Annotated in this window: 32 protein-coding genes; 9 read left to right on the forward strand and 23 right to left on the reverse strand. The window is 66.3% G+C overall.

Features of this window, described 5'->3' with window-relative positions:
- Positions 1 to 9 precede the first annotated feature (9 nt).
- Genes VYJ16_RS12570 through VYJ16_RS12585 form a run of 4 tightly spaced genes read left to right on the forward strand, consistent with a single transcriptional unit; the run spans position 10 to position 4,618 of the window.
- Positions 10 to 1,530: an HTTM domain-containing protein gene (locus tag VYJ16_RS12570; RefSeq protein WP_336350651.1), complete on the forward strand. Its 1,521-nt coding sequence runs from the start codon at positions 10 to 12 to the stop codon at positions 1,528 to 1,530.
- 15 nt (positions 1,531 to 1,545) lie between these two features.
- On the forward strand, positions 1,546 to 3,171 hold the full coding sequence (locus tag VYJ16_RS12575; RefSeq protein WP_336350652.1) for an HTTM domain-containing protein: 1,626 nt from the start codon (positions 1,546 to 1,548) through the stop codon (positions 3,169 to 3,171).
- Positions 3,168 to 3,659, forward strand: a complete 492-nt coding sequence (locus VYJ16_RS12580; RefSeq protein ID WP_336350653.1) for a DUF5804 family protein — start codon at positions 3,168 to 3,170, stop codon at positions 3,657 to 3,659. The genes VYJ16_RS12575 and VYJ16_RS12580 overlap by 4 nt, the downstream gene beginning before the upstream one ends.
- Positions 3,656 to 4,618 carry an alpha/beta fold hydrolase gene (locus VYJ16_RS12585; RefSeq protein WP_336350654.1) on the forward strand — a complete coding sequence of 321 codons (963 nt, stop codon included), beginning with the start codon at positions 3,656 to 3,658 and terminating at the stop codon, positions 4,616 to 4,618. Before VYJ16_RS12580 ends, VYJ16_RS12585 begins: the two co-directional genes overlap by 4 nt.
- Positions 4,619 to 4,636: 18 nt before the next feature.
- Here the strand turns inward: VYJ16_RS12585 and VYJ16_RS12590 are convergent, their stop codons facing one another.
- Positions 4,637 to 5,089, reverse strand: a complete 453-nt coding sequence (locus tag VYJ16_RS12590) for a hypothetical protein (RefSeq protein ID WP_336350655.1) — start codon at positions 5,087 to 5,089, stop codon at positions 4,637 to 4,639.
- A gap of 176 nt (positions 5,090 to 5,265) precedes the next feature.
- Here VYJ16_RS12590 and VYJ16_RS12595 point away from each other — a divergent pair, with 176 nt between their 5' ends.
- The gene (locus VYJ16_RS12595; protein WP_336350656.1) at positions 5,266 to 6,297 is read left to right on the forward strand and encodes a sensor histidine kinase; all 1,032 of its coding nucleotides are present in this window, start codon (positions 5,266 to 5,268) and stop codon (positions 6,295 to 6,297) included.
- 41 nt (positions 6,298 to 6,338) lie between these two features.
- Here VYJ16_RS12595 and VYJ16_RS12600 read toward each other — a convergent pair whose 3' ends face one another.
- Positions 6,339 to 7,364 carry a PLP-dependent cysteine synthase family protein gene (locus VYJ16_RS12600; protein ID WP_336350657.1) on the reverse strand — a complete coding sequence of 342 codons (1,026 nt, stop codon included), beginning with the start codon at positions 7,362 to 7,364 and terminating at the stop codon, positions 6,339 to 6,341.
- A gap of 212 nt (positions 7,365 to 7,576) precedes the next feature.
- Between VYJ16_RS12600 and VYJ16_RS12605 the strand changes: the two genes are divergently transcribed.
- A complete protein-coding gene (locus tag VYJ16_RS12605) occupies positions 7,577 to 7,966 on the forward strand; it encodes a TlpA family protein disulfide reductase (RefSeq protein WP_336350658.1) in 390 nt (129 codons plus the stop codon).
- A 43-nt stretch (positions 7,967 to 8,009) separates the two neighbouring features.
- Here the strand turns inward: VYJ16_RS12605 and VYJ16_RS12610 are convergent, their stop codons facing one another.
- Together VYJ16_RS12610 and VYJ16_RS12615 are read right to left on the reverse strand one after the other, a co-directional pair.
- Positions 8,010 to 8,432 (reverse strand): hypothetical protein, encoded by a 423-nt coding sequence (locus VYJ16_RS12610; RefSeq protein WP_336350659.1) that lies wholly within the window; start codon positions 8,430 to 8,432, stop codon positions 8,010 to 8,012.
- Between the two features lie 108 nt (positions 8,433 to 8,540).
- Complete coding sequence (locus VYJ16_RS12615) at positions 8,541 to 10,697, reverse strand: thioredoxin domain-containing protein (protein WP_336350660.1); 2,157 nt, start codon at positions 10,695 to 10,697, stop codon at positions 8,541 to 8,543.
- A 213-nt stretch (positions 10,698 to 10,910) separates the two neighbouring features.
- On the opposite strand from VYJ16_RS12615, the gene VYJ16_RS12620 reads away from it, so the two are divergent.
- The 3 genes from VYJ16_RS12620 (at position 10,911) to VYJ16_RS12630 (ending at position 13,289) form a co-directional block, all read left to right on the forward strand.
- A complete protein-coding gene (locus VYJ16_RS12620; protein ID WP_336350661.1) occupies positions 10,911 to 11,204 on the forward strand; it encodes a hypothetical protein in 294 nt (97 codons plus the stop codon).
- Between the two features lie 105 nt (positions 11,205 to 11,309).
- Positions 11,310 to 12,632 (forward strand): phosphoribosylamine--glycine ligase, encoded by a 1,323-nt coding sequence (gene purD / locus VYJ16_RS12625; RefSeq protein ID WP_336350662.1) that lies wholly within the window; start codon positions 11,310 to 11,312, stop codon positions 12,630 to 12,632.
- A gap of 96 nt (positions 12,633 to 12,728) precedes the next feature.
- Positions 12,729 to 13,289 (forward strand): acyltransferase, encoded by a 561-nt coding sequence (locus VYJ16_RS12630; protein ID WP_336350663.1) that lies wholly within the window; start codon positions 12,729 to 12,731, stop codon positions 13,287 to 13,289.
- Positions 13,290 to 13,331: 42 nt separating this feature from the next.
- On the opposite strand, the gene VYJ16_RS12635 is transcribed toward VYJ16_RS12630, so the two are convergent.
- The 19 genes from VYJ16_RS12635 to VYJ16_RS12725 form a co-directional block, all read right to left on the reverse strand.
- Positions 13,332 to 14,120 carry a mechanosensitive ion channel domain-containing protein gene (locus tag VYJ16_RS12635; RefSeq protein WP_336350664.1) on the reverse strand — a complete coding sequence of 263 codons (789 nt, stop codon included), beginning with the start codon at positions 14,118 to 14,120 and terminating at the stop codon, positions 13,332 to 13,334.
- The gene (gene dacZ / locus VYJ16_RS12640; RefSeq protein ID WP_336350665.1) at positions 14,120 to 14,932 is read right to left on the reverse strand and encodes a diadenylate cyclase DacZ; all 813 of its coding nucleotides are present in this window, start codon (positions 14,930 to 14,932) and stop codon (positions 14,120 to 14,122) included. The genes VYJ16_RS12635 and dacZ overlap by 1 nt, the downstream gene beginning before the upstream one ends.
- A gap of 119 nt (positions 14,933 to 15,051) precedes the next feature.
- Positions 15,052 to 15,348: a hypothetical protein gene (locus VYJ16_RS12645; protein ID WP_336350666.1), complete on the reverse strand. Its 297-nt coding sequence runs from the start codon at positions 15,346 to 15,348 to the stop codon at positions 15,052 to 15,054.
- A gap of 980 nt (positions 15,349 to 16,328) precedes the next feature.
- Positions 16,329 to 16,586: a hypothetical protein gene (locus tag VYJ16_RS12650; RefSeq protein ID WP_336350667.1), complete on the reverse strand. Its 258-nt coding sequence runs from the start codon at positions 16,584 to 16,586 to the stop codon at positions 16,329 to 16,331.
- 176 nt (positions 16,587 to 16,762) lie between these two features.
- Complete coding sequence (locus tag VYJ16_RS12655; protein ID WP_336350668.1) at positions 16,763 to 16,930, reverse strand: hypothetical protein; 168 nt, start codon at positions 16,928 to 16,930, stop codon at positions 16,763 to 16,765.
- Between the two features lie 148 nt (positions 16,931 to 17,078).
- Entirely contained in the window at positions 17,079 to 19,655 is a 2,577-nt protein-coding gene (locus tag VYJ16_RS12660; protein ID WP_336350669.1) for a DNA-directed DNA polymerase, read from the reverse strand.
- 29 nt (positions 19,656 to 19,684) lie between these two features.
- Positions 19,685 to 20,611 carry a RecB family exonuclease gene (locus tag VYJ16_RS12665; protein WP_336350670.1) on the reverse strand — a complete coding sequence of 309 codons (927 nt, stop codon included), beginning with the start codon at positions 20,609 to 20,611 and terminating at the stop codon, positions 19,685 to 19,687.
- Entirely contained in the window at positions 20,611 to 20,796 is a 186-nt protein-coding gene (locus VYJ16_RS12670) for a hypothetical protein (RefSeq protein ID WP_336350671.1), read from the reverse strand. Before VYJ16_RS12670 ends, VYJ16_RS12665 begins: the two co-directional genes overlap by 1 nt.
- Positions 20,783 to 20,974, reverse strand: a complete 192-nt coding sequence (locus VYJ16_RS12675) for a hypothetical protein (protein ID WP_336350672.1) — start codon at positions 20,972 to 20,974, stop codon at positions 20,783 to 20,785. Before VYJ16_RS12675 ends, VYJ16_RS12670 begins: the two co-directional genes overlap by 14 nt.
- A complete protein-coding gene (locus VYJ16_RS12680; RefSeq protein ID WP_336350673.1) occupies positions 20,974 to 21,393 on the reverse strand; it encodes a DUF6378 domain-containing protein in 420 nt (139 codons plus the stop codon). Before VYJ16_RS12680 ends, VYJ16_RS12675 begins: the two co-directional genes overlap by 1 nt.
- Positions 21,390 to 21,755, reverse strand: coding sequence for a hypothetical protein (locus tag VYJ16_RS12685; protein WP_336350674.1), 366 nt, complete (start codon positions 21,753 to 21,755; stop codon positions 21,390 to 21,392). Before VYJ16_RS12685 ends, VYJ16_RS12680 begins: the two co-directional genes overlap by 4 nt.
- A 64-nt stretch (positions 21,756 to 21,819) precedes the next feature.
- Positions 21,820 to 22,155: a hypothetical protein gene (locus tag VYJ16_RS12690; protein WP_336350675.1), complete on the reverse strand. Its 336-nt coding sequence runs from the start codon at positions 22,153 to 22,155 to the stop codon at positions 21,820 to 21,822.
- Positions 22,152 to 22,331: a hypothetical protein gene (locus VYJ16_RS12695; RefSeq protein WP_336350676.1), complete on the reverse strand. Its 180-nt coding sequence runs from the start codon at positions 22,329 to 22,331 to the stop codon at positions 22,152 to 22,154. Before VYJ16_RS12695 ends, VYJ16_RS12690 begins: the two co-directional genes overlap by 4 nt.
- Entirely contained in the window at positions 22,321 to 22,611 is a 291-nt protein-coding gene (locus VYJ16_RS12700; RefSeq protein ID WP_336350677.1) for a hypothetical protein, read from the reverse strand. The genes VYJ16_RS12695 and VYJ16_RS12700 overlap by 11 nt, the downstream gene beginning before the upstream one ends.
- Positions 22,608 to 22,898, reverse strand: a complete 291-nt coding sequence (locus VYJ16_RS12705; RefSeq protein ID WP_336350678.1) for a hypothetical protein — start codon at positions 22,896 to 22,898, stop codon at positions 22,608 to 22,610. The genes VYJ16_RS12700 and VYJ16_RS12705 overlap by 4 nt, the downstream gene beginning before the upstream one ends.
- Positions 22,899 to 22,921: 23 nt before the next feature.
- A complete protein-coding gene (locus VYJ16_RS12710; protein WP_336350679.1) occupies positions 22,922 to 23,233 on the reverse strand; it encodes an SH3 domain-containing protein in 312 nt (103 codons plus the stop codon).
- Positions 23,234 to 23,281: 48 nt separating this feature from the next.
- Positions 23,282 to 23,518: a hypothetical protein gene (locus VYJ16_RS12715; protein ID WP_336350680.1), complete on the reverse strand. Its 237-nt coding sequence runs from the start codon at positions 23,516 to 23,518 to the stop codon at positions 23,282 to 23,284.
- Positions 23,519 to 23,602: 84 nt separating this feature from the next.
- Positions 23,603 to 24,823, reverse strand: coding sequence for a hypothetical protein (locus VYJ16_RS12720; protein ID WP_336350681.1), 1,221 nt, complete (start codon positions 24,821 to 24,823; stop codon positions 23,603 to 23,605).
- Positions 24,824 to 24,851: 28 nt separating this feature from the next.
- Positions 24,852 to 26,057, reverse strand: a complete 1,206-nt coding sequence (locus VYJ16_RS12725) for a hypothetical protein (RefSeq protein ID WP_336350682.1) — start codon at positions 26,055 to 26,057, stop codon at positions 24,852 to 24,854.

The raw sequence follows: 26,057 nt of genomic DNA on the forward strand, positions 1-26,057 counted from the left end.
CGAAGCGACATGTCTCTCCGTTCGCGCGTCCAGCGCGCCGTCGTCGCCCGGTTCTCCGTGGATCGGCGAGCACTCGCCGCGTTCCGCGTCGCGCTCGCGACCGCGGTCCTCGTCGACCTCGCGCTCCGACTGCGGGACGTCCGCGCGTTCTACACCGACGCTGGCGTCCTCCCGCGAGCCCTCCTCCTGGAGACGTTCCCGGCGCTCGGCCGGCTCTCGATACACACGCTCTCGGGCGGACTCTGGTGGCAACTCGTGCTGTTCGCGGCGACCGCAGTGGCGGCGCTCGCGCTCGCCGCGGGCTACCGGACGCGGCTCGCGACCGCCGTCACGTTCGCGCTCGTGCTCTCGATGCAGCTCCGGAACCCCGTGCTCCTCAACGCCGGCGACTCGCTGCTCCGACGCCTGCTCCTCTGGAGCGTCCTCCTCCCGCTCGGCGCACGCTGGAGCGTCGACGCGCGCCGACGCGAGTCGACCGTCGACCGCGCCGACGTCGCGTCGATCGCCGCCGCCGGGTTGCTCGTGCAGGTGCTCGCGGTGTACGTCGTCAACGCCGTCCTCAAGGCTCGCGGGAGCGCCTGGCACGACGGGACGGCGGGCCGACTGGCGTTCGGCATGGACGCCATCACGGTCATGTTCGGCGAGGTCGTCGCCGAGTTCCCCGCGCTCCTGACGGCGGGGACGTACGCGTGGACGGTCGTCCTCCTGGCCGCCCCGCTGCTCGTGCTCGCCACCGGACGCGCGCGAACCGCCGTCGTCGCGGCGTTCGCGACCGGGCACGTCGCGATGGCGCTCACGCTCCGCCTGGGCGCGTTCCCGCTCGTCTCGCTCGCCGCACTCGTCCCGTTCCTCCCCGGCGTCGTCTGGGACCGCGTCGAGCGCGTCGTCGACGAACGACTCGCGCCGCGCGCCGACCGCGTCTTGGACCGAGTCGGCCTCGCTGAGGGCGAGACGTCGAGCGTCGCGCTCCCGGCCGCGCTCCGCGACCTCGGCGCTGGGTCGGCGCGCGCGCTCGCAGCGGCGCTGCTCGCGTTCGTCCTCGTCTGGAACGCCGCGGCGCTCGGCCTCGTCGCGCTCCCGGGGAGCGTCACGGACACCGTCGACCCCGAGGAGCGCCGCTGGGACATGTTCGCCCCCGAACCGCGGGCGACCGGCGGCTGGTACGCGACCGTCGGCACGACCGAGTCGGGCGAGCGCGTCGACCTCGCTCCCGGTGCCGACGGCACCGCGATGCCCGCCGACGTGGACTCGACGTACCCGAGCCATCGCTGGTACGTCTACCTCACGTCGCTCAGGGACGCGCCGGCGCCAGCGCTCCGCGAGCGCTTCGCGCACTACCTCTGCGAGCGCTGGACGCGCGAGCACGCGTCGACGCTCGAATCGGTGAACGTCACGTTCGTCGCCCGTAGCGTCGTCCTGGACGCGCCAGACCGCGTCGACGTCAGGCCGTTCGGGGTCACCGCGTGTGCGGGCGCCGACCGCGCGGCCTCGGAACGCACAAGACACTTACCGCCGCTGGAAGACGACTGACAGGATTGCCCCGTCATGCCCTCCCTCCAGCGGCTCCGCGAGGCGACCGTCTCGCGCGTCGGCGTCGACGAGCGCGCGCTCGCGGCCCTCCGCGTCCTCCTCGCGACCGTCGTCCTCGTCGACGTCGCGCTCTCCGTAGCTGACGCGACCGCGTTCTACACCGACGCCGGCGTCCTCCCGCGCGACCTCCTGTACGCCGAGTTCCCCGTTCGCGGCCCGCTCTCCCTGCACTCGCTGTCGGGCGAACTCTGGTGGCAGTACGTCGCGTTCGCGCTCGTCGCACTCGCCGCCGTCGCGATGCTCGTCGGGTACCGGAGTCGGCTCGCGACCGCGCTGACGCTCGTGCTCGTGCTCTCGATGCAGTTCCGGAACCCGTACGTCCTGAACTCCGGACACGCGCTCCTCCGACGGCTCCTCCTCTGGAGCGTCCTCCTCCCCGTCGGCGCCCGATGGAGTCTCGACGCACGACGCCGAACGTCGACGGGAACGGCCGGGACGGGCGACGACGAGGAGCGCAGCGGGTCGACCGTCGTCGCGTCGGTCGCGACCGTCGGCGTCGTCGTGCAGGTGCTCGTCGTGTACGCGATGAACGCCGTCCTGAAGTCCCGTGGCCCGGCGTGGCGGTCGGGCGACGCGGCCGAGCTCGTGTTCGGGATGGACGCCATCACCGTCCTCCTCGGTGACGCCCTCGCCGGACAGTCGTTCCTCCTGGAGCTCGGCACGCACGCCTGGGTCCTCCTCCTGTACGCGGCGCCGCTGCTCGTGCTCGCCACCGGCCGGCTCCGTGCGCTCGTCGCCGGCGCGTTCGTCGCCGCGCACCTCGCGATGGCGGCGACCCTGTACCTCGGCGCCTTCCCGTTCGTCTCCATCGCCGGCCTCCTCGTCTTCCTCCCGCCGTTCGTCTGGGACCGCGTCGAGGGCGTCGTCGCCGCGCACTTCGCGGGTCGCGCGACCGCCGTAGCGACTGCACTCGGTCGTGCACGGTCCGCGGTGGCGGCGCGGACGCCCTCGGTCCCGCGGCCGACGTGGTGGCGGGACGCCGCGAGCGTGACCCTGTCGCGAGCGCGTGCCGTCGGACGCACCGCGTACCGCGTGCTCCCCGTCGTCGTCCTCGCGGCCGTCCTCGTCTGGAACGCCGCCGGGTTCGGGCTGCTCGCGCTCCCCGCCGACGCGACCGAGACGGTCGACCCGAAAGAGTACCGCTGGGACATGTTCGCACCGTACCCGCTCTCGTCGGACGCCTGGTACGCGACCGTCGGCACGACCGAATCGGGCGAACGCGTCGACCTCTACGCCGGGGCCGCCGGTCGCGGCCCGCCAGCGGACGTCGACGGGACGTACCCGAGCCAGAAGTGGTACCTCTACCTGCGGAACGTCCGCGGCGGCGACGTCGACGACCGACGCGACCGGTTCGCGCAGTACCTCTGCGAGCGCTGGAACCGCCGGCACGCGTCCACCCTCGCGACCGTGAACGTCACGCTCGTCACCGAGAACGTCCGTCTCGGCGGCGACAACGAGATCGGGCGCGAGACCTTCGGCGGCTCGTGCAAGGGCGCGACGACGCGACTATCGGCACCGGACGCGACGAGGGCGCGCGAGCCGAAACCGATTAGCCCCGTCGTCCCCGAGAGGCTGGCGTGACAGAGGTCTGCTTCGTCGGGGACGCTGACTGCGACCTCCAGTACGAGTTGCTCTCGCGGGAGACCGCGCGGGAGGCGCTATCGACGTACGACCTGCGGCGGCCGTTCGAGAACGCGATCGCGCTGTCGACGGTGAGCCTCGGCGCCGCCGTCTCGCTGTGCAACGACCTGAACTGGTACGTCGTGCGGTTCGTCGACGACGTCCTGGTGCGCGAGCCGAGCGTCGACGACGACGAGTGGCTCTCGCGCGAACTCGCGACCGCGGTCCGCGACGGCGACGTGACGGGTCCGGACACCGGCGAGTACCTGAAGGTGTACGGGCTCGAGGAACCGGAGCCGACGCCGGAGGACCCGAACCCGAAGGGACCGCCGGCGCTCGTCGAACCGCTGTACGTCTCGCGGCAGGACGGCGCGGTCCCCGAGTACGACCTCCGGGACGTCGACGATACCGTCGTCGTCCGACTCACGGAGGGCGAGTTCACCGTATGATACCCGAGGACGAACGCGAGCCGGTCGACGGTGGCGAGGCGAGCGCGCCCGTCGCCGGCGAGAGCGAAGACATAGGGGATGACGGCGGCGTCGAGTCGACGATGGACGGGCCGGCGAGCGTCGGCACGGGCGCGGCCGTCGTTAACGGACGACGCGTCGCGTACCGTCGCGCCGGCACCGACGGCCCGCCACTCGTCCTCCTGCACGGCGCCGGCGTGGACGACGGCGCGCTCTCCTGGGAGCACGTCCTCCCGGAGCTCGGCCGGACGCATCGCGTGTACGCGCTCGACTGGCCGGGGCACGGCGAGAGCGACGACGCGCCCGAGCACTCCGTGGCCGCGTACCGCGACGTCCTCGTCGGCGTGCTCGACGAACTCGGCCTCGAGTCGGTCGCGCTCGCCGGCATCTCGATGGGCGCCGGGGTCGCGCTCTCGTTCGCGCTCGCGAACCCGGAGCGCGTCGACCGGCTCGCGCTCGTCTCCAGCTACGGCCTCGGCCGGTCGGTCCCGGCCGGGTCGCTCTGGTACGCGCTCGCGAACGTCCCCGGCGCGAACCAGGCGGGGTACGCGGCGATGGGGTCGTCGACGACCGCGGCACGCACCGGCCTGTCGCAGGTCGTGTACGACGCGTCCACGCTCGACGCCGGGTTCGTCGAGGCGTTCCGGGAGCGCGCGAGTCGCGCCGGCGCTGGCGCGGCGTTCGCCGCGTTCCAGCGCAACGAGATCGGGCCATCGGGTCGCGTCGAGACGAACCTCGCCGGGAGACTCGGCGACCTCGCGGTCGAGACGCTGTTCGTGCACGGCACCCAGGACCCCCTGTTCCCCGTGGCGTGGGCGCGCCGCGGCGCCGAGCGCGTCCCCGACGCCTCGCTCGTCGAGATTCCCGAGTGCGGGCACTGGCCGACCCAGGAGCACCCTGGCGTGGTCGTGGACGCGTTCCGCTCGTTCTTCGCGACCTGACTGGATACCCCGGTCGGGTCAGCTCCCGGCGAGGAAGGAGAGCCAGCCGGCGAGCGACCAGCCGGTGAGCGCGCCGACGAAGACCGGGAGGCCGAACGTCGAGAGCTGTGCCTGGAGGCCGAGGACGCCCGCCGCGAGTACGGCACCGACGAGGTCGAGGAGGAGGTTCGGCGTGGACCCGTACACGCTCGGGTTGAACGCGAACGCGAGCGTCGGCGCGACGAATCCAACGGTGGCGCCGACGGCCGCGCTCCGGCGGCGCGTGCGGACCGCCGGGCGTTCGGCTCCGCGCCACCAGAGCACGCTCCCCGCGAGCAGCGTCCCGACAGCGGTGGAGAGGAGGAAGTCGACGCCGGGCGCGAACGTCGGGTTCGAGAGGTCGACGGTGAGGACGAACGCGACGGCGACGACGGCGTAGCTCGCGCCGACCGCGACCGACACGCCGACCGTCCGCTCGTCGACGTCGTTCACGCTCGTGGCGTTCCCGCGCCCGCCAAAGAAGCGTTCTGGTTTCTCGGACACCTCCCCCGTCGAGGTCGTCGCCGCGCATCCTCGCCCTCGCCGTCGCAGCGGTCGGTGCCGCGACGCACTTCGGCGGCCACACCGCCGCCACAATAGTTATCTCTCGATTGCGCGTCCGTCCTGCCGTGAACGAGACTCCGTCGCGCGGAGCCGACGCCACCCGCGGTCGACCGAACGCACTCGTCGTGCTCGGCGCGACGCTCCTCGTGGTGGTCGTCGTCCTCACCGTCCTCGCGTCGAACCCGCTCGAAGCGCGCCTCGTGCAGGCGTCGTTCCCGACCGTTCTCTCGCTCGGCATCGTCGCATACGGGCGACGGCACGACCACACACTCAGCCGGCACTCGCCACGGCCGCTCGGCGAGTGGCTGCTCGCGATACTCCTGTACTTCGTGTTCGTCGGCGCGTGGTTCTTCGTGCTGTCCGAGACGTTCAAGACGACCATCCCGCTCGCGATACTGACGTCGATAACCGCCGGGACCGCGCTCGGCGCCGTCATCGGCGTGTACGCCGTCCGATTGAACGCCGCGAACGAGGAGCTCGTCGCGGCGAACGACGAGCTGTCGGCGTTCGCGAGCATCGTCAGTCACGACGTCAGGAACCCCGTCCAAGTCGCGTCGGGCTCCCTGGATCTGCTGGCGGCGGACCTCCCGGACGACGACGAGAACGTCGAACGCATCGAGCACTCGCTCGACCGCATCGACACCATCATCGAGAACGTCCTCGTGCTCACGCGCGGCATCGAGGACGTCTCGGACTCGCGGCCGGTCGAACTCGCTGCCGCCGCCAGCGACGCCTGGGAGACGACGGACGCACCCGACGCATCGCTCTCGCTCGCTGACCCGCCGACGGTGACGGCGAACGAGGACCTGCTCGCGACGCTCCTCGAGAACCTGTTCCGGAACGCGAACGACCACTCGCCGGACGCGGTGACGGTGACGGTCGGCGAACTCGCCGACGAGGACGGGTTCTACGTCGAGGACGACGGCCCCGGCATCCCCGCGGGAGACCGCGACGGCATCTTCGGGATGGGCGAATCCGGCAGTGGCGGGACCGGCATCGGGCTGTTCGTCGTCGGGCGCGTCGCGGACGTCCACGGGTGGGCGTACCGCGTCACGTCGGGCGCCGCGGGCGGTGCACGCTTCGAGTTCCGGACGTGATCTGAACAGTCACCGCCGAACGCGACACTGCCGCCAGGAACTCACTCGGCGTCGTCGAACAGCCCCGTCGAAAGGTACCGTTCGCCGGAATCCCAGAACACCGTCACGACGAGCGGGCAGTCCTCGCCCGCGTCCCGCCCAGCGCCCACGGCCGGCTCGCCGGTGTGCGTCCGCTCCTCGTCGCGCTCACCGACGGGCGTCCGCGGTTCGCCGCTCCCGGCGGGCGGACACTCCACGTCCGGCGTCGCGATGCGTTCCGCGACCCGCTTCGCGGCGACGTTCGACGCACCCGAGGACTGCCCGACGAGGATGCCCTCCTCGCGAGCGAGCCGCCGGCACTCCGCCTCCGCAGTCTCGACGTTCACCGTCTCCACCTCGTCGATGAGGCTCCGGTCGAGGTTCGGGCTGACGAACCCCGGCCCCATCCCCTGGAAGTCGTCGTCGCCGCTCTCGCCCGTCGACAGCACCGCGTTCTCCTCGGGCTCGACCGCCACGACCGTCATCTCCGGGAACTCCTCCCGGAGCCGTCGCGCGTTCCCCGAGAGCGTCCCGCCGGTGCCGACGCCCGCGACGAACGCATCTATCTCTCTGCCCTCCACCTGCTCGAGTATCTCCTCCGCGGTCGTCCGGTAGTGCGCTCGCGGATTCGCCTCGTTCTCGAACTGATGTAACTGAACCGCGCCCGTCTCCCGCTCGATCTCGTCCGCGCGCTCCTTCGCCGCCTCGATCTCGCCGTCGACGAGCTCCAGGTCCGCGCCGTACGCACCCATCACCTGCCGTCGCTCCGGGCTCTTCGACGCCGGCATCACGATCGTACACTCGTACCCGCGCGCCGCACACACCATCGCCACGCCGATTCCCGTGTTCCCGCTCGTCGGCTCCACCACGCGGTCGCCGGACTCCAGTTCTCCGGCGCGCTCCGCCGCCCGAATCATCTCCAACGCCGGCCGGTCCTTCGCCGACCCGGCCGGATTGAACGACTCGATCTTCGCCGCCACCGTCGCCCCCGGCGGCCCGTCGACCGCAACGAGCGGCGACCCGATGGTCCCGAGGATGCTCCGCTTCATACCACGCCGTTCGCCCGCAGCGGTTTTACCGTGTCGGACACCGGCAGCCCCTGACGCTACCGCAGCCACCAGTTCGTCCCAACCCCGCTCGCGCCCGTCGGCCGACCGCCCTCGGCCCGTCCATCGACCACGCTCGCGCTCGTCGCCCGACGACTGCACGGGCGAGTGTCGCGAGCGGAACCGTCAAATCCCTCGCGTCGGTACGAGTCCCCATGACCGAATCACTGGAGTTGGAGACGATGCGGCCGAATCCCGCGTTCTCGCCCGGTGCGTACGAGGACACCGTCGCGACGTGGGAGGCGCTCGCTGACCGCGTGGTCGTGAAGGTGTGGGGCGGCGACTGGTGCGTCGACTGCCGCCAGCAGCTCCCCGACTTCGGGGCGCTCCTCGACGCGGCCGGCGTGGACGCCGTCGAGCACTATCCCGTCGAGCGCGAGGACGGCGAGAAGGTCGGCCCCGGCGTCGACGAGTACGGCATCGAGTTCATCCCGACGGTCGTCGTCGAGGACCGCGAGACCGGCGAGGAGCTCGCTCGGTTCGTCGAGGAAGCCGCCGTCCCCGTCGGCGTTGCACTCGCCGAGGACCTCGAAGCACACGTCTGAACGGGCACTTTCGGGACGAGGGCTGCGAGTTTCTCCCAGTCGGTCAGGGCTGCGCGCAGCGCCCGGGTTCCTCGTCGGTCGAGAGGTAGACGTCCTCGGACTCGACGGAGAATCGGAGGTTGATGTCGCCGGAGCACTCGCGGAAGTACGCGGGGCGGTCGACGGTCACGGTCGTCGAATCACCGGCCGTGGAGACGACGAGCGTGAACTCGCCGGTGCCCTGGAGGCGGAGGACGCGCTCGAAGGACGCGTTCGCCGCGAGCGACCGCTCCATGACCGTGCGGTCGTTCCGGAGGAGCGTCACGGAGACCTGGGTCGCGTCCTCGCCGAGCGCTCGCACCTGGACGTCGTGCGTGCGCGGCGGCTCGTCGGTGGGCGTCGGCGTCAGGTCGACGGCGGCGCCCGAGAGGAAGACGTACCCGAGGAGGCAGCCGACGAGGACCGCTCCGAGGAACGTTCGCTTCACTGCCACGAGATGCGTCGTGTCGACGCAAAACCGTTGTGGCTGAATCGAGCGTCGATTTCTGTGACGGCGTCGTGAACGGCACCGTTCCGGCGCCCCGGGCGCGCCGGGTTAGTCGTCGAAGAACGCGATGGCGTCGGCGAGCGCGTCCGCCGGTGGCGAGCACGCGAACGACCGGCACGCGTACGCGGTCGGGCCGTCGCGGGCGTCGCGACCCGCCCAGATGGGTGGTGCCTCGTCGAGTCCGAGTTCGTCGAGCCACGCGTCGAGGCGGTCTGCGCTCGCGGGGCGTTGCGCGACGACGCGACGCGGGAGGAAGGTTTCGGCGAGCGTCTCGCGGAACTCCGGGGGGCGGTCGTCGCACGCGAGTGTGAGTTCAGCGTCGCCGCGCCGGTAGCGGTCGGCGACGAGCGCGAGCGTCGGGTGCTCGACGGGGCTGGCTTCGATGCGGGCGCCGTGGCGTTCCAGGACGGTCTCGACGACGGACTCGTAGCGGTCGTCGGTCGCGAAGTGGTCGAGGCTCAGGAGGACGTCGCACGCGACGCCGAGGCTGGAGGGCGTGGACTGGTCGCGGACCTCCTGCGGACGGACGACGAGGGATTCGCCGGACGCGGGCGTGAAGAAGACGCTCCCGGCGTCGGCGTCGTAGAACTCCTCACGGACGACGTCCGCGAGGTCGAGCGCGAACGCGAGCGACTCGACGGCACCAGTTGCCTGGTAGTGGTCGAACGCGCCGCGAGCGAGGAACGCGTAGTCCTCCAGGTAGCCCTCGCCCTGGACGTCCAGCCCGCCCTCGGCGTCCTCCATTGGAACTGCACGTCGCGAGAGCCGCTCCTCGGCGTCGTCCCAGAGGTACTCGCGGACGAACGCGAGCGCGTCACCCGCGAGTTCGGCGTGCCCGTCGTCCTCGAGGACGATGGCGCTCTCGGCGAGCGCGCTGACGGCGAGGCCGTTCCAGCCGGCGAGCACCTTCCCGTCGCGCCGCGGTCGCGGGCGCTCGTCGCGAGCGGCGAAGACGGCCTCGCGAGCGCGTTCGAGACGCTCCCGGACCGGGGCCGCGTCCAGGTCGTGGTCGTCGGCGAGGTCGTCGACGGACGCCGAGATGGTGAGCACCGTCTGGTCGTCCTCGAAGTTCCCCGAGTCGGTGACGCCGAAGCGCTCGCAGAACAGGTCCGCGTCCGCGGGCTCGCACGATTCGCTCGCCGCGACCGCGTCGGCGACCGATTCGGGCGTCCACACGTAGAACGCGCCCTCCTCGTGGTCGCCCTCGGCCGTCTCGCTCTGCGCGTCGAGCGTCGCGTACAGCCCGCCGTCGGGGTGGCGGAGTTCGCGCTCGATGAAGTCGACGGTCTCGCGGACGACGTCGGCGTACCGCTCCTCGCCCGTGACCTGGTAGCCCGCGAGGAAGACCCGGGGGAGTTCGGCGTTGTCGTACAGCATCTTCTCGAAGTGCGGAACCGTCCAGTCGCGGTCCGTACAGTACCGGTGGAAGCCACCGCCGACGTGGTCGTAGAGCCCGCCGTCCGCCATCGCGTCGAGCGTCTCCCGGACGACGTCGCGGGGCGCCTCGCGGGCGCTCTCGTGGTGCGCGGCCAGGAGGACGTGGAGGCGAGCGGCCTGCGGGAACTTCGGGCCCTGGTTCCCGAACCCGCCGTACTCGCGGTCGGCGCCGCGAACGATCGCCGCGGCGGCGTCCGCGAGCACGTCGTCGTCCGGCGCGTCCGCGCCCGCCGACGGCACGTCCTCGAGGCGGTCCTTCGCCGCGGCCGTCCACTGGTCCGCGCGATTCTCCATCTCCCGGCGGTCGTCGTCGTTCCCCCAGGAGTCAGCGATGCGCTCCAGGAGGTTCTCGAACCCGGGCATGTTCCGCTGGGGTTCCTTCGGGAAGTACGTCCCGACGTAGAACGGCTTCCCCTCGGGCGTCAGCCACGCTGACAGCGGCCAGCCGCCCCGTCCCGTGACGGTCTGGCAGACGGTCATGTAGATGGAGTCGACGTCCGGGCGTTCCTCGCGGTCGACCTTGATGGGGACGAAGTGCTCGTTCAGGAGTTCCGCGACGTCGTCGTCCTGGAAGCTCTCGTCCTCCATGACGTGACACCAGTGGCACGCCGAGTACCCGATGGAGAGGAAGATGGGTTTGTCCTGCTCGCGCGCCGCGTCGAGCGCCGCGTCGTCCCAGGGCTGCCAGTTCACGGGGTTGTCGGCGTGCTGTCGGAGGTACGGCGACGCCTCCTCGTCGAGGCGATTCCGGTCCGTGGGCTCGGTCATACTCGCTGGTTGGAGGCGATGGCGGGTAAAGGCGTTCGTCGCGGTCGCCTCGCCCGCGACCGAGTCACGACCGAGGTCCGTGGTCGGAAGAGGACCGGAATCCCCGTGCAGGACAGGGCCGAAATCCCCGTGCAGGACGGGACCGGGATCTCCGGGCGGGCTTCGACCCCTGGAAACGCAGGCTCTTTGAGGAGTGGCGGCGATGCTGGGGTCGTGAACGACGACCTCCTCCCATTGAAGCTGTTCCTCGTCGGGTGCACCGTCCTCGTCGTCGCGCTCGGTGTGCTCGCACCCGACCTCGCGAACGGGTTGACGGACGTCGGCCCCGTCGCCATCGTCGTCGGCGCGGCCGTCGTCACGTTCGTCGTCGCGAAGCGTCGCGGCGACGACGATGACGGCGAGCGCTCGCTCGCTGAACTCCGCCGCGAGTACGCTCGCGGGAACGTCGACGAGGACGAGGTCGACGCTCGCCTCGACGAACTGACCGACGGCGACGGCGGACGATAATCACGCGGTCATCGCGCGCCCAGACCCATTCGGTACGCACGTCCGTGGATACTCTCGGCGCGTGGAAGGGCAAACTTTACAGCGTCGTGCGTACCGGTTTCGCGTATGACAGAGACCGTCCTGCTCGTCGGCGGCGGTGGCCGCGAGCACGCCATCGCCCGAGCGGTCGACGAAGCCGATGAGCCCGCCGACCTCTACGCGTGCGCGAGCAACCGCAACCCCGGCATCGCGCGGCTCGCCGAGGACTTCGAGACGCTCGACGAGAACGACCCCGACGCAGTCGTCGACTACGCGCTCGAAGTGGGCGCGACCATCGCCGCCATCGGCCCGGAGTCCCCGCTGCAGGCCGGCGTCGTCGACGCGCTCGAGGACGCCGACGTGTACGCGTTCGCACCACGCGAGGCCGACGCGCGCATCGAGACGGACAAGGCGTTCCAGCGAGAGTTCATGGAGCGCCACGAGATCCCTGGCCGCATCGACTACGCGACGTTCGAGGACGTCGACGAGGCGTGCGACTACGTCGAGGAGTACGACGGCGACGTCGCCGTCAAACCCGTCGGCCTCACGGGCGGGAAGGGCGTGCGCGTCACCGGCGACCAACTGACCAAGAGCGAAGCGGTCGACTACATGCGCGACAGCGACTGGGACGACTGGGTCGTCGAGGAGCGTCTCGTCGGCGAGGAGTTCACCATCCAGGCGTTCGTCGCCGGCGACGACGTCCTCGTCACGCCAGCGGTGCAGGACCACAAGCGCGCCTACGAGGGCGACGAAGGCCCGAACACGGGCGGCATGGGGAGCTACACCGCCCCCGAGTTCCAGTTGCCGTTCATGACGGAGGCGGACAGCTTCGAGGCGCTCCAGGTCCTCGAAGCGACCGTGGACGCGCTCGACGACTACCGCGGCATCCTCTACGGGCAGTTCATGCTCACGGCGGACGGTATCAAGGTCGTCGAGTTCAACGCGCGCTTCGGTGACCCGGAAGCGATGAACACCCTCCCCGTCCTCGAGACGGACTACGTCGAGGTCATGCAGGCCGCGCGCGACGGCCGCCCGCTCCCCGAGCTCGAGTTCCAGAACCGGGCGACGGTCTGCAAGTACGCCGCTCCCGAAGGCTACCCCGTCGACCCCGAGGCCGGGACGAAGGTCACCGTCGACGAAGCCGGTGCGCGCGAGGTCGCCGCCGACTACGACGGTGACGCACTCCTCTTCTACGCGAGCGTCGACGAACGCGACGACGGCATCTACACCACCACGAGCCGCGCGTTCGCCGTCGTCGGCATCGCCGACACCATCAGCGACGCCGAAGCCGTCGCCGAAGCCGTCCTCGACGAAGCCGGCGACGAAGGCCTCCACGTCCGCCACGACGTCGGGAAAGCCGACCTCGTCCAGTCCCGGATCGACCACGTCGAGGAACTCCGCGGCGACTGAGGGACGAACCCGCGCTCGTCGGTCGCTTTCGCGCCACGCGCGATATCGGGCACTGCCCGGGATGGATTCAAGACCCAGCGTCGGCTACGAGGTAGCGTGAGCGACGAGGAACGTGCGGGCGACGACGACCAGGACAGCGCGGGCGACGCCGAACCACGACACGACCGCGTGCGGAGCTATCCGACGCAGGGGCCGCTGAACTCGCTCCAGCACTGGACGAGCGCGAAGTCGCCGCTGCGCGTCGCACTGAACTACGTCGTCGTCTGGCTCGTCAGGATATCACCGAGCCTGAAGTTGAAGACGTGGCTGTTGCGACGCATCGGTGTCACCGTCGGGGACGGCGTCTCGTGGGGGCTGGAGGCGACGCCCGACGTGTTCTGGCCCGAGCACATCACCATCGGGGACCACGCCATCATCGGATACGACGCGACCCTGCTCTGTCACGAGTTCCTCCAGGAGGAGTACCGCGTCGGCGACGTCGTCGTCGGAGAGCGGGCGATGATCGGGGCCGGCGCCATCGTCCTCCCCGGCGTCGAGATCGGCGACGGCGCGCAGGTCGCCGCGAACTCGCTCGTGACTCGGGACGTCCCACCCGGCACAACCGTCGCCGGCGTTCCCGCGCAACCGATGACCGAGGACGACCTCTCGGAGGACTGAGTACGGACGCAGTCGGCCGCGGAAGCCGTCGGTCCCGCCCGGTCAGCGCTCGCGGGCGACGCCCTCGCGGAGGACCTTCCGGTTCGGGACGACGTACTCCATGTCGTCGTCCTCGACGCGCGTCACGAACAGGTCGACCTCCTGGACGACGCCCTCGCTCTCCCCGATGCGGACGCGGTCGCCGATACTGTACGGCTGCTCGAGGAGGAGGTAGACGCCGGCGGCGCCCGACCGCAGGAAGTCCCAGAGCGCGACGACGCCGAACACGACGATACCGAAGAAGTACACGAACAGGAGCACGATGAGGGCCTCGGTCGCGACGCCGAGTTGACTGAGCGAGATGAGCGCCGCGACGTAGAGGACGCTGTACTTCACGACGCGCGGGATGAACGCGACCTCGGGGAGTTTCACCCCCCGCAAGCGCTCGCTGACGACGAGTTCGGCCTTGTCCGCGACGACGAACCCGACGACCAGCACGAGCACCGCGACGAACAACTGCGGTACCATCTCGACGATGACCGCCCAGAACAACGCCGCGTTCAACCCGGCGACGTACACCGCAACGAGTATCGCGAACCCGTACACGAACCACGAACTCAGCCGCGAGATGATGTCGACCGTCGACGTGCCGAGACTCTGCGCGGTGCGCTCGAACGACGTTCCCTCGACGGCGTCGTCGACGTCCGCCGCGTTGAGCGCCCGACGACTGAGCTTCCCGATGAGGAATCCGACGAGGAAGCCGATGACGACGACGACGCTCGCGAGCACGAACCGGTTCGAGACCGCGTTCTCGAGCCACCGGACCGCGTCACCGACCTGTAGGAGCACCATCAGTAGTCCTCCGGGTCGATCTCCAGGACGAGTTCACCACCCTTGAACGCGCGAACGAGACCGTCGCTTTCGGAGAGCACGATCGCGGTCGCGTTCGTGTCCCGCGTCACCGCACCCGCCGCCATGTGACGCGTCCCCAAGCCTTTCGGGATGTCGACGCCCTCCGCCGACGGCTCCAGGTACCGGTACGCGCTCACGATCTTCCCGGAGTCGGAGATGACGAACGCACCATCAAGTCGCGAGAACTCCTTCAGCATCACGTTCACGATCGGGTCGCCGACGTGGACGTGACTCTTCTCGAAGGGATTGTACGAGAGCGGCCGGGACTTGTTCATGACCTTCCCCGCATCACCGACGACGAACAGCGCGCCGACGGGTTCGCCCTTCTGGCCTTTCTTCCCGAGTTCCACGACGAGCTCGAGGACGTTCTTGATGACGGCGGCCTCGGCGCGCGAGTTCGCGAACAGGTCGTAGACGCCCGAGCGAACGTCCTCGTCGGCGCGAACGCGCGAGACCGTGTCGGCGGTCCCGTCGAACACGCTCGTCGCACACACGACCATGTCACCGCCGTCGATGAAGCCCTGTTCGAGCGCGCCCTCGAGGCCGAACTTCACGCGCTGAGAGACCTCGTCGAAGTCCAACGGCAGTTCCACGAACGAATCCGCACCAACCGAGTTCTCCGTCGCGATGACGACGACGTCCGTCTCCTCCAGGTCGTCGAACCGCTCGAAGTACGAGCCGCTCGGCGAGAACAACACTACGGCGTCGACGTCAGCGAACAACCCGTCGAACAACTCGCCGATATCCTCCATGACCGAGACAGAATCGCCCACGCGTCAAAAAGCCTTGTGCAGCGTCCGACGGGAGTCAGACGACTGTCACCCGCCACCTGTCACGTCGAGAGATTGTCCGACCGACGAGTGGCTCGCGGTCAGTCGATACCGTACACCGTCGTGTCGGGGTGGAACTGGAGCCACGCCGCCCAGTAGAGCTGACTGCCGTCGGCGGCCGACGCCAATCGCTTGCCTGCGTAGGGACCATCGAGCGCGTCGCCGGTCGCGACGCGCCACCGCGACCCGCCGGCGCGCACCACGCCGTCCTCGGGCGTCTGCCGGAACCGTAGCGTCCGGCCGGCGATACGCCGGTCGTACGCGTACAGCGTCCGGTCGCGACCGACCGCGACGACGACCGTGCGCCGCCGTCGTCGATGGAACGCCCGTCGACTCACCACCCGACTCACGCCCGAACGACACACACCCCGCTACCGACCCCAACACACCACCGACTGCCGCCCCAACGAACGAACGACGTCGCATACCCCGACAAACGACAACACCACCCAAAAACACGCCCCCGTCTGGCACACCCCACGCACAGCAGCCCACAACACCCCACAGGAACACGCCAGACCAGATTCGAACCACGGTCACCCGACGGTGGAATCCCATCAGGGACCGGATTTGAACCACGGTCGCTCACTTCGTTCGCTCCCTGATTCAAATCCGCTCGTCGCGATGCCTCCCCTCACGTTCGTCCGAAGGTGGAATCCCATCAGGGACCGGATTCGAACCACGGTCGCTCACTTCGTTCGCTCCCTGATTCAAATCCGCTCGTCGAGATTCCCGCGGCTCACGGTGTGTTCGCCGCGGGAATGCGCGGGACCGGATTTGAACCGGCGGACTCCTACGAGACAGCGTCCTAAGCGCGCGGGAGCGCAAATCGGTGGCTTGAAGGCCTGTCGCGCCGGTTTGCGGCTTCTCTCGGGTGTCGTTTAAGTAGTACGGAAGCGAAGTATATAAAGAATCGGCCATACAGCGCGTACCGCTGTTTTGGTTTTGCCGGGAATATCACCGAGTTGCCGGCGTTATTTGCCTGTTTATTCGTCAGCACACTGGAACAACCGCGCCGCCTGCGGGAGCGTCACTATCTTATCACCCTTCTGAAACCACTCCGCATCAACCGGCAGGAGACACTCACACCGCGAACAGGACACACCAAGCGCGTTCTCTCGCGTGTGAAACTCCGAGGGCGGAGCGAGACACCACGGACACCCATGCTCGGGGTCAAGCGGTCGACCGCTGTAGCCCGGCGGTATCGGTGGCTCCGGGTTCCCTGGGTCGTGTGGGTGTCGGGGTCCGGGTTCCTGCGGGAAGGGTGGGTCACCGGCTTCTCGCGGATTCCCAGTGATGTCGTCCCACGTCAGTTGCGTCATTGGCGTGGGTCACCCGGCGCGAACACGAACTTGTGGTCGGTCCCGTTGTGTTCCGGTGGGTACAACCAGTAGACTTCTGACGCTGCGAGGTTCGCCAACGACGACACACTCGCGGCCTCGACCGTCCAGATGTTCTTGTACGCCGTCGTCTCCAAGTTCCGAGCGCACCGTATCTTCGCGCCTGGAATCAGGGGCTTCTCGTTGGCAATCGGTATGCGGTTCTCCTCTCCAAGTTTCACAATCTCGAATTTCATTTTCACTTACTCCTGTTCTGATAACCACTCTCGCGCCAGGGCGAGACTGACGTGCTTCGATAGCCGCGACTTACATGGATCGCACTTGTAGACGGCGAACCCAATGCGAGTGTACTCCTGAAACTCCATGGACTTCGCGCACCGACCACAGGTTTCCTTAGGGGCCAATTCGCTCATCAGTAATACTCCACGTAGTAATCGCTCTCGGGGTTGAGCTGGTGCGGGCGTACCCAGTAGCCCATCGCCTCGAAGAACGCCTTCACTTCCGGCGTCGGTTCCCAGTAGAACGTCGCCGTAACCTGCTGTCGTTCGTAGTCGAATACCTCCCAGTCAGTGCTTCCCATTATTCTGATTCCTCCTGTTGTTGAAAGTCGATGTTACACTCGCAGAACGGACAGACGAACAGGCCTATCGCGTTCTTCACATGGTAGAGGCCATGTTCCTCGCAATACTTCGCTCGTGTCTGCGGGGGCAGGTCGTCGACGTTGACGCTCATAGGAACGCCCCCAGGCCGGTCTGCGTCTGCCCGCGGATAGCCGCGTGAACGTCGATGTCGGCGGCGTCCAGAATATCCTCCATCGGGCTGATGATTGCCGCGCCGGTCATGCGCTGGACGTCAACGCGGACATCATCGGGAAGCTCGTGTGCCTCCTCGAACGCGAGAACGTCAACCTCCGTCCCGACCCCCTCATTGAACTTCGGCTGGAGGTACACCCGCTTGGGCTTACTCCCCTTGCCGAACTCGGTCCCGATGAGGTGGTTACTGAACCAGGCCGCCCGCGGGTGGGCGTCGGTCGGGTGGTTGTTCTCATGGTTCCAGCGGTAGCAGTCGTCACACGACGGCGTAGTGCAGTCCGGGTTAATCTCTTTCCCGAGGCCACCCGGAATCCCGATTATGTCAGCGTCAGCGGGGTCTGACGTAATCTTCGCCGCGGCCTCCTGAACCATCGTCCCGATCTTCGCCTGGTCGCCGCCGTGCCGAACGATGTTCCAGAGAACGTCGTTAATCAACTCCTGGGTGAGCGGCGAGACGTCCGACCGCTGGTAGCCCGTGATCTTCTCCTTGTCGACGTCCTTGCCCTCGTCCCACGTAATCCGCATGGCGTACTTCTTCTTCTTGCCGTGCTGGAAGTACGTCACCGCGTAGGATTCAACCTGAATCTCCCAGCGGTTCATCTCCGGGGGGACACCGAAGGTCTTCCCGAACTCGGGGTACAGCTCGTCGTTGAGGTAGTCAGCGGCGGCCATGGCCGCGTCAAGCACCTGGTCCTTGAGCCACTCCTTCGGCCACGCGACGTAGTTCGAATCGGTGTCGCCGTATATCACTCGCCCGTCAGTTTCCTCGGAGATGTACCGGGCCGTTTCTTTGATGCAAGCGACCCCAGCACTGGTGATTGCGAGTGCGACGTCCCTGTCGTACAGGAAGAAGTGTCGCCATCCCAACACGCCGTAGAGCGAGTTAGTAACAGCCTTTGCCGCCGCGTATTTTACGGATAGAGCGTCTCTCTCCGCACCTGACGCCTTATCCTTCGCTTCGCCATAGCCTTCCTTGAGTCCAATCGCCTTGTCAACGAGGCCCGCGAAGATACCCGGCTTGTCCAGATTGAACCACGTCCCGTTCGGGGCGCGAGCGAGATTCATCCCGAGCATCGACCCAACCGCAGACGGGTCAGCGTCCTGCATCGCCTCAGGAACCTCGACCTTCGTCTCGGGACTCATGTTGAACATCGCCATCGTATTCGGGTACAGCGAAGCCAAGTCCATCCCCGTCACGTTCTTCGTGAGGCCCTTGAACGGCTCAAAGACGTGCGCGCCATCGTACTCGTCGACGTCCTCGTGGCGGGCGTCCGGGGCAACCAACCCACGCTCGAACAGCTCGCGCCGTGCGAACATCTCGATCATCGTGTGGTTGTCCCGCGTCTCCCCCAGCGAGATACCGACCTCATGGCGGAGGGCCTGCTTGAAGTCGAAGACACCAGCCTTCCCGTCGATGCCCACCGCGAGTTGCACGTCCATCACGTTGTAGCGGACGAACAGCTCCGGGTCGTCGCGGTACATCTCGTAGTAGCCCATCCCCGAGTGGTCGACCTTCTCATGACCCAACTCAGCCTGAGCGACCGAGTTGAGCGAGTACGACGGAAGTTCGTTGAGTTGGGACTTCTTGTACGCATACAGCAAGTCGAAGCACTCCCGGCCCAGGATACGCGCCTCACCGGACTTCAGCAGGAACGACCGCCCGTTGCGGGCCAGCCGCCCCGAGTCCACGCCGATAGCGTCCATCCGCCCGACGAGCTGTGACGCGTCGAAGTCGATGTTCCACGCCGTCAGAACGTCCGGGTCAACCTCCTGTATGTACTCCGCGAACCGCTTCAGCATCGACGCTTCGTCGCGCTCGAACAGGAACCCGTCAACGTCACCGATGTCCAGGTCAAGGTCCGAGAGCTTCTCCGGTACGTCACACCCGAAGCGATCCTCAAAGGAGTCACCGTCCAGGTCGTAGAACGCAACCGTCTCGTCGGTGTAGTTGTCGTGTGCGACCAACCCGAGGATGTGTGCCTCCCCAGGTTCGGGGAAGTCACCGCGGTCGTCCGTCTCGATGTCGAACGTCACGATACGCAGGTCAGCCGTGAAGTCCACCGCCGTTACTTCGTCGTAGAAGACGTCACGCGACGGTACCTGCATCCCCGTCTTGATACCCATGTCAATCAGGAACCGGTTCGTGTAGGAGACGTCCGACTCGTACACGGTCCCCTCGGGGAACAGCGTCTTCAGTTCGCGAGCGGTCGACGGCCACGGCGTCTTGTAGTACACCTTATCGAGCGTGTCGCCGAACAGCGACTCCCCGACGCCGTGTTCAATCGCGTGAAGCTCCGAGTGCTGGGACGCCGTAACGCCGTGTCCTGGCTCAACGTAGAAGTACGGGTAGAACCCGCGGACCTTGATGTGTTCAGCGTAGTTGCCCTCGGTGCGGCCCCACACCTGCACAATCGGTTCGATGGGGTTTCCCGCTCGGTCGTACTCGCAATCCGGCTCCGTCTTGGTGATGTATAGTGTAATGTCGTCACTCATGGTTTGGTTGTCAGCCCCACTGGGGCGGGTTAGTTCAGCCAGCGGTCGCCGTACCCTGGCTGGGTCGTCGGTTCCTCTCGCTCGCGGTCGGGTGCATCATCGAACGTCGGTCCCGGTCCACCACGGCACCCCCACCGACTCGAACAGATACGGTAGAAGTCGCACTCGTTGTCCTTGCCGGGCTTCCACTTGCACAACGGCTGTTCCTCGATGGGGAAGTCCGCCATCTTCCGACTCCCAATCATCATCTCCACGGCGGCATTGATGACCTCGCGCCGGGCGTCGTCCAACGGCGCGACAATGAAGTCGTCGTTCATCGGGTAGTAGCCCGCGACCGCCGCGATCTCCAGCTCGTCTTCGAACAGGCACGCGTAGAACTCGCCCTCAAGGAAGATGCCTTCCTCGCGGTACTTCGGGTCGGGCGTCTTCCCGGTCTTGTAGTCGAGGATAACGTACCCCTCGTCGCGGTCAACATCGGGAACCGACGCCGCGTGAAGGACCGCATCCGCGTATCCCATCCATGGCGGGGAGTCCGCGACCGGCGGTTCGTCCAGCCAGCCCTCGGCCTCAACCTCCTGGGGGAGCCACAGTCGCGCGGGGTTCTCCGAGTGCTTGCAGGCTTCGTGCCAGCGGCGTTCCTCGAACCTGATGAAGTTCACCACGAACGGGTCAACCCAATCCAGCCACAACCCCACCTCGTCGTAGGGCAGGTATTGCTCCAGGTAGCTCGCGTCGAACGTCCCAGCGTCAATCGCGGCTTCGGCGTTCTCGTGGAACAACTCGTAGGTCTTGTGCAGACGGGTCCCGCGCTTCGTGTAGAACGTGTCGCCGGTTCGGTACCCGAAGATGTACTGGAACCAGAACTTCCGGGGGCAGGTCTTCCAGGTCTTGACTCGCGACTTGGAGATGTGCGGGAGCTGTTCGTCGCTGTTCTCGATCTCGTCAACGAATCCCATTAGTCGTTCACCAACCGCTCCAATTCCGCTACGTGGTCCGTGATCTCCATGGCGAACACCTGGTCGCCGCGCCGCGAGAACTCGATGACCGTCCGCTCTTGCTCTTGGGCGAGCATCAGCAGGTCAATCACCTGGTCGCGGGGCGAGAACTTCGCGGGTTCCCGCGGTTGTTCACCGGGTGGCATAGTACCCCTCGTGTAAGTACGTCGCCCGCTGGAAGTCCGTGTCTTCGTCGTGGTTCACCACCCGGAGCGCCTGGTCGTTGGCGTCAATCATAGCGTCCAGGCGTTCTTCGATGTCGGCGAGCTGGGCGTCCAGGCGGACCAAACGCTCAAGTTCATCATCGGGAAGCTCGTGGCACATCAGTCCACAATCTCCTCGGCGTTCTGGTTCTCGTAGACCGCGCCCTCCTGTCGGTAGTTCCGTAGCGCGTCAAGGGACTCGTCGCCGTCGTCCATGTAGCCCGGAACGTAGAGGGCCGCAATCGCCGCGTACCCAATGGTATCCCGGTAGTGGTCCAGGTCCATCCCCCCGACGTGCTTGCGGGAGAGCTTCAGGAGAATCATCAGGTCCGCCACCTCGTGACCCTCCAGGGGGCGAGCCAGGAGGTTGTGGGCCGTCGAGTCTCCCTCCTGTCCGACCCCGAGATACGCCGACCACAGGTCTGCTATGTGGTCGTGGTTGTCAACGGGGTCGCCGTGGGTGCCGTTGCGCTCGCCGATAACTTCGCCGATCTCCTTGGGGAGCTGTGCCGCTTTCTCTGCGTTGGTGATTTCAGTCATATGTATTGTCGCTTGATTCGCCTGATGTCGCCCCCGGCGAACGGGGCTTTCACGGGTGTCACGGTGTCGTCGTAGAAGGCCAGGATTCGACCGTCGTGGAGTCGCATGACCTTCCCGATGTGTTCCTCTTTGCGGGTTTCACCACCAGTGGTGACCCACACCTTCAGGCACCCGGTTGCCTGTACGATGGTGCCAGCGTGACCGTGCTGGACACCACCCATGTCGATACGTTGCAGGGACCCATCGGGAAGGACGAGTAACTCCGCGAAGTCGTCCTGTCCGAAGGTAACGAACTCGCCGCTGGGGTCCCGAATCGTTACTTTGTATGCCGCTTGCGCGGCTTGAAATGCTTCAGCGAACATGATTGGTAGGGTGGCCGCCCGGCTGGGCGTTTCATGAATTTTCAGACTACCACCGAGTTGCGTGCTACGTCAACAGAGCGTCTATGTCGTCGTCGAGCGTCTCGCTGAACGAGTTGACGGCCTTGTCATCGACGTAGACGTGTGCGCCGCCCTTCTGCATCTTCAGGCCATTGAACGGGACCTCCCACATCGTGAGAAGCCCGGCAACGTGGCTCGCGTGACTCCAGGGCCGCGCGGTCCAGATGATGATGTCGTGTTGGCCCTTCTCCTTGAGGGCGCGGACACGCTCGATCATCTCCCAGTTGGGTTCCTCGCCGCCCGTCTTGTACGGGTTCGGTGAGCCAGCCGTGAGCGTCATGTCGAAGTCGACCGCGACCGTCCAGGTTCGCTTGTCGGTCATCGTTCCTCAACGGCCACCGGTTCGCACGTCAAGCGCGCGGTCCCATCAGGGCCGTCGAAGACGAGTTGGAGGCCGTCCCAGGCGTCGTAGCGGTCGATGGTGTAGCGGTCGGGGTCGAACGTCACCTCGACGAAGACGCCCTCTCCGAGTCGAACGTAGCGGTGTTCACTCGGCATCGTCTTCCTCCGGGTGTTGCCAGCATCGGTCACCAACGTCGTCGACCTCGCGCGTACACCGGGAACCGTCGCCCTTCATCCCGATGCAGTAGTGGGTGTCCTCCGCCTTCCCGTCGTCTTCCACGGGGTCGGCCAGCACTGCCTGATCCACGTCCACCCGCAACAACACAGTCATACGACTCTGGTTGTGGTTGGTGTGGAGAACCGCCAGGACTTCGCCGGGAACCTCGAACGGCTCCGTGCCGTCGTAGGTGATAGTCTCAACGCGGACGAGGCTCATGCGTCCACCTCCTCTCGGAGTGCGGCGTCACCGTGTTCGACGCGCTCGTAGACGAGTGACGCCAGGTCGCGCGTGTCCATGATAAGGCCGTACTGTTCGTTGAGTAGTTCCGCTTCGGTCGTCTCGTCTTCAACCGCCAAACGAGTCGCGGATACTGCATCGAGGTTGTGGTTCAGTCGGTCCACGATGTTCGCCGCGTCTTGTTTGAGTTCGGTCAACAGCTCGTGCGTCTGTCGGACGTCCGCTCGGAGGTCCGCAAGTTCAGTGAGAGTTAGGTCTTCAGTCATAGTTGTGTAAGGATTGTCTTAGGTCAGCAGTATCGGCCAGCGGACGACCGGGAGTAATCCAGGGGCCGCCCCTGGGGTTCGGCGATGCCACCACAGTCGTTGAGACAGGCTTGCATGGCGCGGTGGTCGTAGCGGGTATCACCGCCACACTCGGGGCACTTCGACGTGTAGAACGTGACCTTCTTGTGGATGTGCTTCTCGTGCCAGCGCCCATCGGACGTCGTGTATGCGACGAAGACGGGTTGCCCGCTGTCGAAGTAGAGTTCGTCAGGGTGGGCGTTTTCGAGAGCGTAGTGATCGCACCGCTTGCCGACTTTAGAGTGGTTCGTTGCCATTAGAGTTTGTGTAAGGGTTGTCTTAGCTATGCAGACTATGCAGGTCGTTTAGAGTTCTTCCAAATCCAGGTCTTTCAGCACGCTTCGCGGCGCTCCGAGACGGTCAACCGCGACCAGGAGCTTGTTCCAGGCGCACTCCCGGTCGGGAGCCGCGACGTGGATACCAACGGGCACACACCCGTTTCCGGTGTCAAGATTGACCTGATAGGCCGTGACATCAAGTTGGTCAACAACGTCTGATAACCGAACTGGTTCTGCATCTACCTCAAGTGTGTTGGAGGACACATCTATAGGATTCGTCATACTTAGTATATATCTGTATGGGTGCTTGTTAGCTGTCTGTAGCGGCGCTTGCTTGCGATTAGCGTGTCACGCTGAGACAGGATATGACACCCACTCCTTGAACGCGAGCGGCTGTTCGTCGGTCGACCCGAACACGACCCCAAGCGGGACACCGTAGATGCCCAACTTGGCTTCGTACTCGCCCGTGTCCTTGATACTCGGCAGGAGATGCACGGGCACACCGTTCACGCGTTCCTCCTTCGACTCGTGGTAGTGACACCGGAAGGCGAAGTCGAAGTCCCACCGGTTGACCTGCGCCTGCCACCACTGGAGCGGTGACTTCGTACCAATGTGGTACGGGACGTCTTCACCGTGAACACCGAAGCCCGTCCACTTCCCGTTGCGAGTCGTGAACAGGATATGGTCGTCGATGTCCGACCGGATGAACGTCACGTTCTCCAGGCCCATCGCCTGAACCGCTAACTCCAGGCGGTCGTAGAGAAGGTCGTCGGCGTTGGCGTGGTGTGACTGCCCGCCCTGTCGGAACTCGCCATGGTTCCCGTGGAAGCACGGCACGACAACACTCGGGAAGCGAGCGGACGCCCTGGCGATCTCATACGTGTAGACGTCCGTCGCAACCTTGAGTTGCTCTCGGATGTGCATACGTGGCTCCAGGTGCCACTTCTGTTGCTCGTAGATGGCTTCGTTCGTAACGTGGTCACCGAGCATCGGAACCACGAACGCATCAATCGTGTGTCCCATGGCCTCGCGAGCGTCCGCCACCTGGTGTGCGTGGTCGAACTTCGCGTGGATACGTTCGGACGCGATCTCCGCGTCGAACAACGGCTGGGACTCATACGGGTTCGGTTGCGTGGGGTCAGCAACGAGGTCGCCGTAGTGGTCGTCCGAACACGGGACGATAATATCCATCCCACCAGGGGTGTACGTGACACCACCATCGGCGATAACGGGACCAACCTCCTGGCGGTAGGCCCGAATCTCGTGTTCTAATTCCGCGAGAAACGCCTTCGTCTTGCGACTAACGGCGGCTTTCTGAGCGGCGGTTGTGCGAACGGGCGCGGAGACGTTGATGACGTCGTTTTCCACGCGACCGCCGCCGGGTTCGTAGTATTCGCCCGCATCGTTCTGCGCGAGATGTACCCCGCGCTTCTCGATGTCGGACAGGTGGTCGTAGACCGTAGACTCCGTGATGCCCAGCGAGAGCGCAAGGGCGGGAACGGTCTTCGGAAGCTCCGCGAGAACATCCAGTTGTCGCGGCGTGAGTTTCGCATACGCTGTATTCTTCATTGATAGATGATAGCTGAATAGCTGTAGGTTACGCAATCGGGTGCTGAGGGTCGTAGAGGCCGCAGACCTCCCCGAGACAGAACATCGGCGCTTCTGCCCATATCGTCTCGCAGTTGAATCGCCGTGCCCAATTCGCGGCGATCACATCAGCAATCCGTGACCGGGTTTCGTCTTCATTAAACCCCGGAATCTCACGAAAGAGGTCAACGATGACCTCAACCGGAACGTGCGCGTCAACCAGCTCGTCGATGACGAACACTTCGAACTTATGCGAAGCGTGGCCGTACTCGAACTGGTCACCGTCGCGCTCAAAGTACGCGAACACACAGGGCTTGTGTGCCGTGACGAACGCGACGTCTTCTTTCGTTTTTATCTTGTGATTGGCTACCTCGTTCTCGTACTCGTTGAGCGAGAGCGTCCGCGTCGACGACATTGACGGTCGACCGCTCGACCCACCAACACTCGCCGTGCGAACGTACTGGGTGATTATCTGTCCCGCGCGCTCGGACTCAACTCGATGGTATTCATCGGGAAGGGGGCGCGGTTCAGATGTGAGTTTCTCATACTCGTCGGGCGTGATGGTCGCAAGTTCTCTGAGCGACACGGGAACGCAGTATCGCTCGTCATTGAAGAACGCCGTTGCCCCAGTGTGAACCGTGTTCGGGTGCCGGGTGAGCCGCCCCAGGTCGGACGAGTCAACGTCAACCCAGTCACGAATCGACACACTGGTTTCACTCTCTAAGAACGCAAGGAACTCGTCGGCGTACCGACCCAACCCTGCCTTGAATTGGTTGTATGAGCCTTCATCGGGGTTAATCGCCGGGAAGTCCAGGTAGAGATGGACGCCCTTGAACCCCGAGAGTGACCCACGCCAATACTGGTCCGCGCCCGCGTCGATCAGGAAGCGAGCTATCATACGGACCCGAGCCAGCAGGTTCGATTGGTCGCGCCGCCACGCCGCAACGTCACCAGGGCGGTACTCCTTGGCGTCGGGAACATCCAGGTCGAACATCAGTGTGTTCACCTCGGGGATGTTCCTATCGCGTGAGTGCCCTCGTGGGAAGCTGTACACGGAGACGAACCCCGCGTTCTTCCCGTTGACCGCCACCAGCGCGTCAACCAATTCGTCGCGAGTGTTCACGGCGAACTGTCGTTTGGACGCGTCAACGGTTTGGCGCGGGAAGTCGGGTGCCCACACCTCGGACGCTTGCCGAATCAAGTCGCGGTCGGTCAT

Origin of the sequence: Halorubellus litoreus, from assembly GCF_037081675.1 — an archaeon.
Classification (GTDB): Archaea; Halobacteriota; Halobacteria; order Halobacteriales; family Natrialbaceae; genus Halorubellus; species Halorubellus litoreus.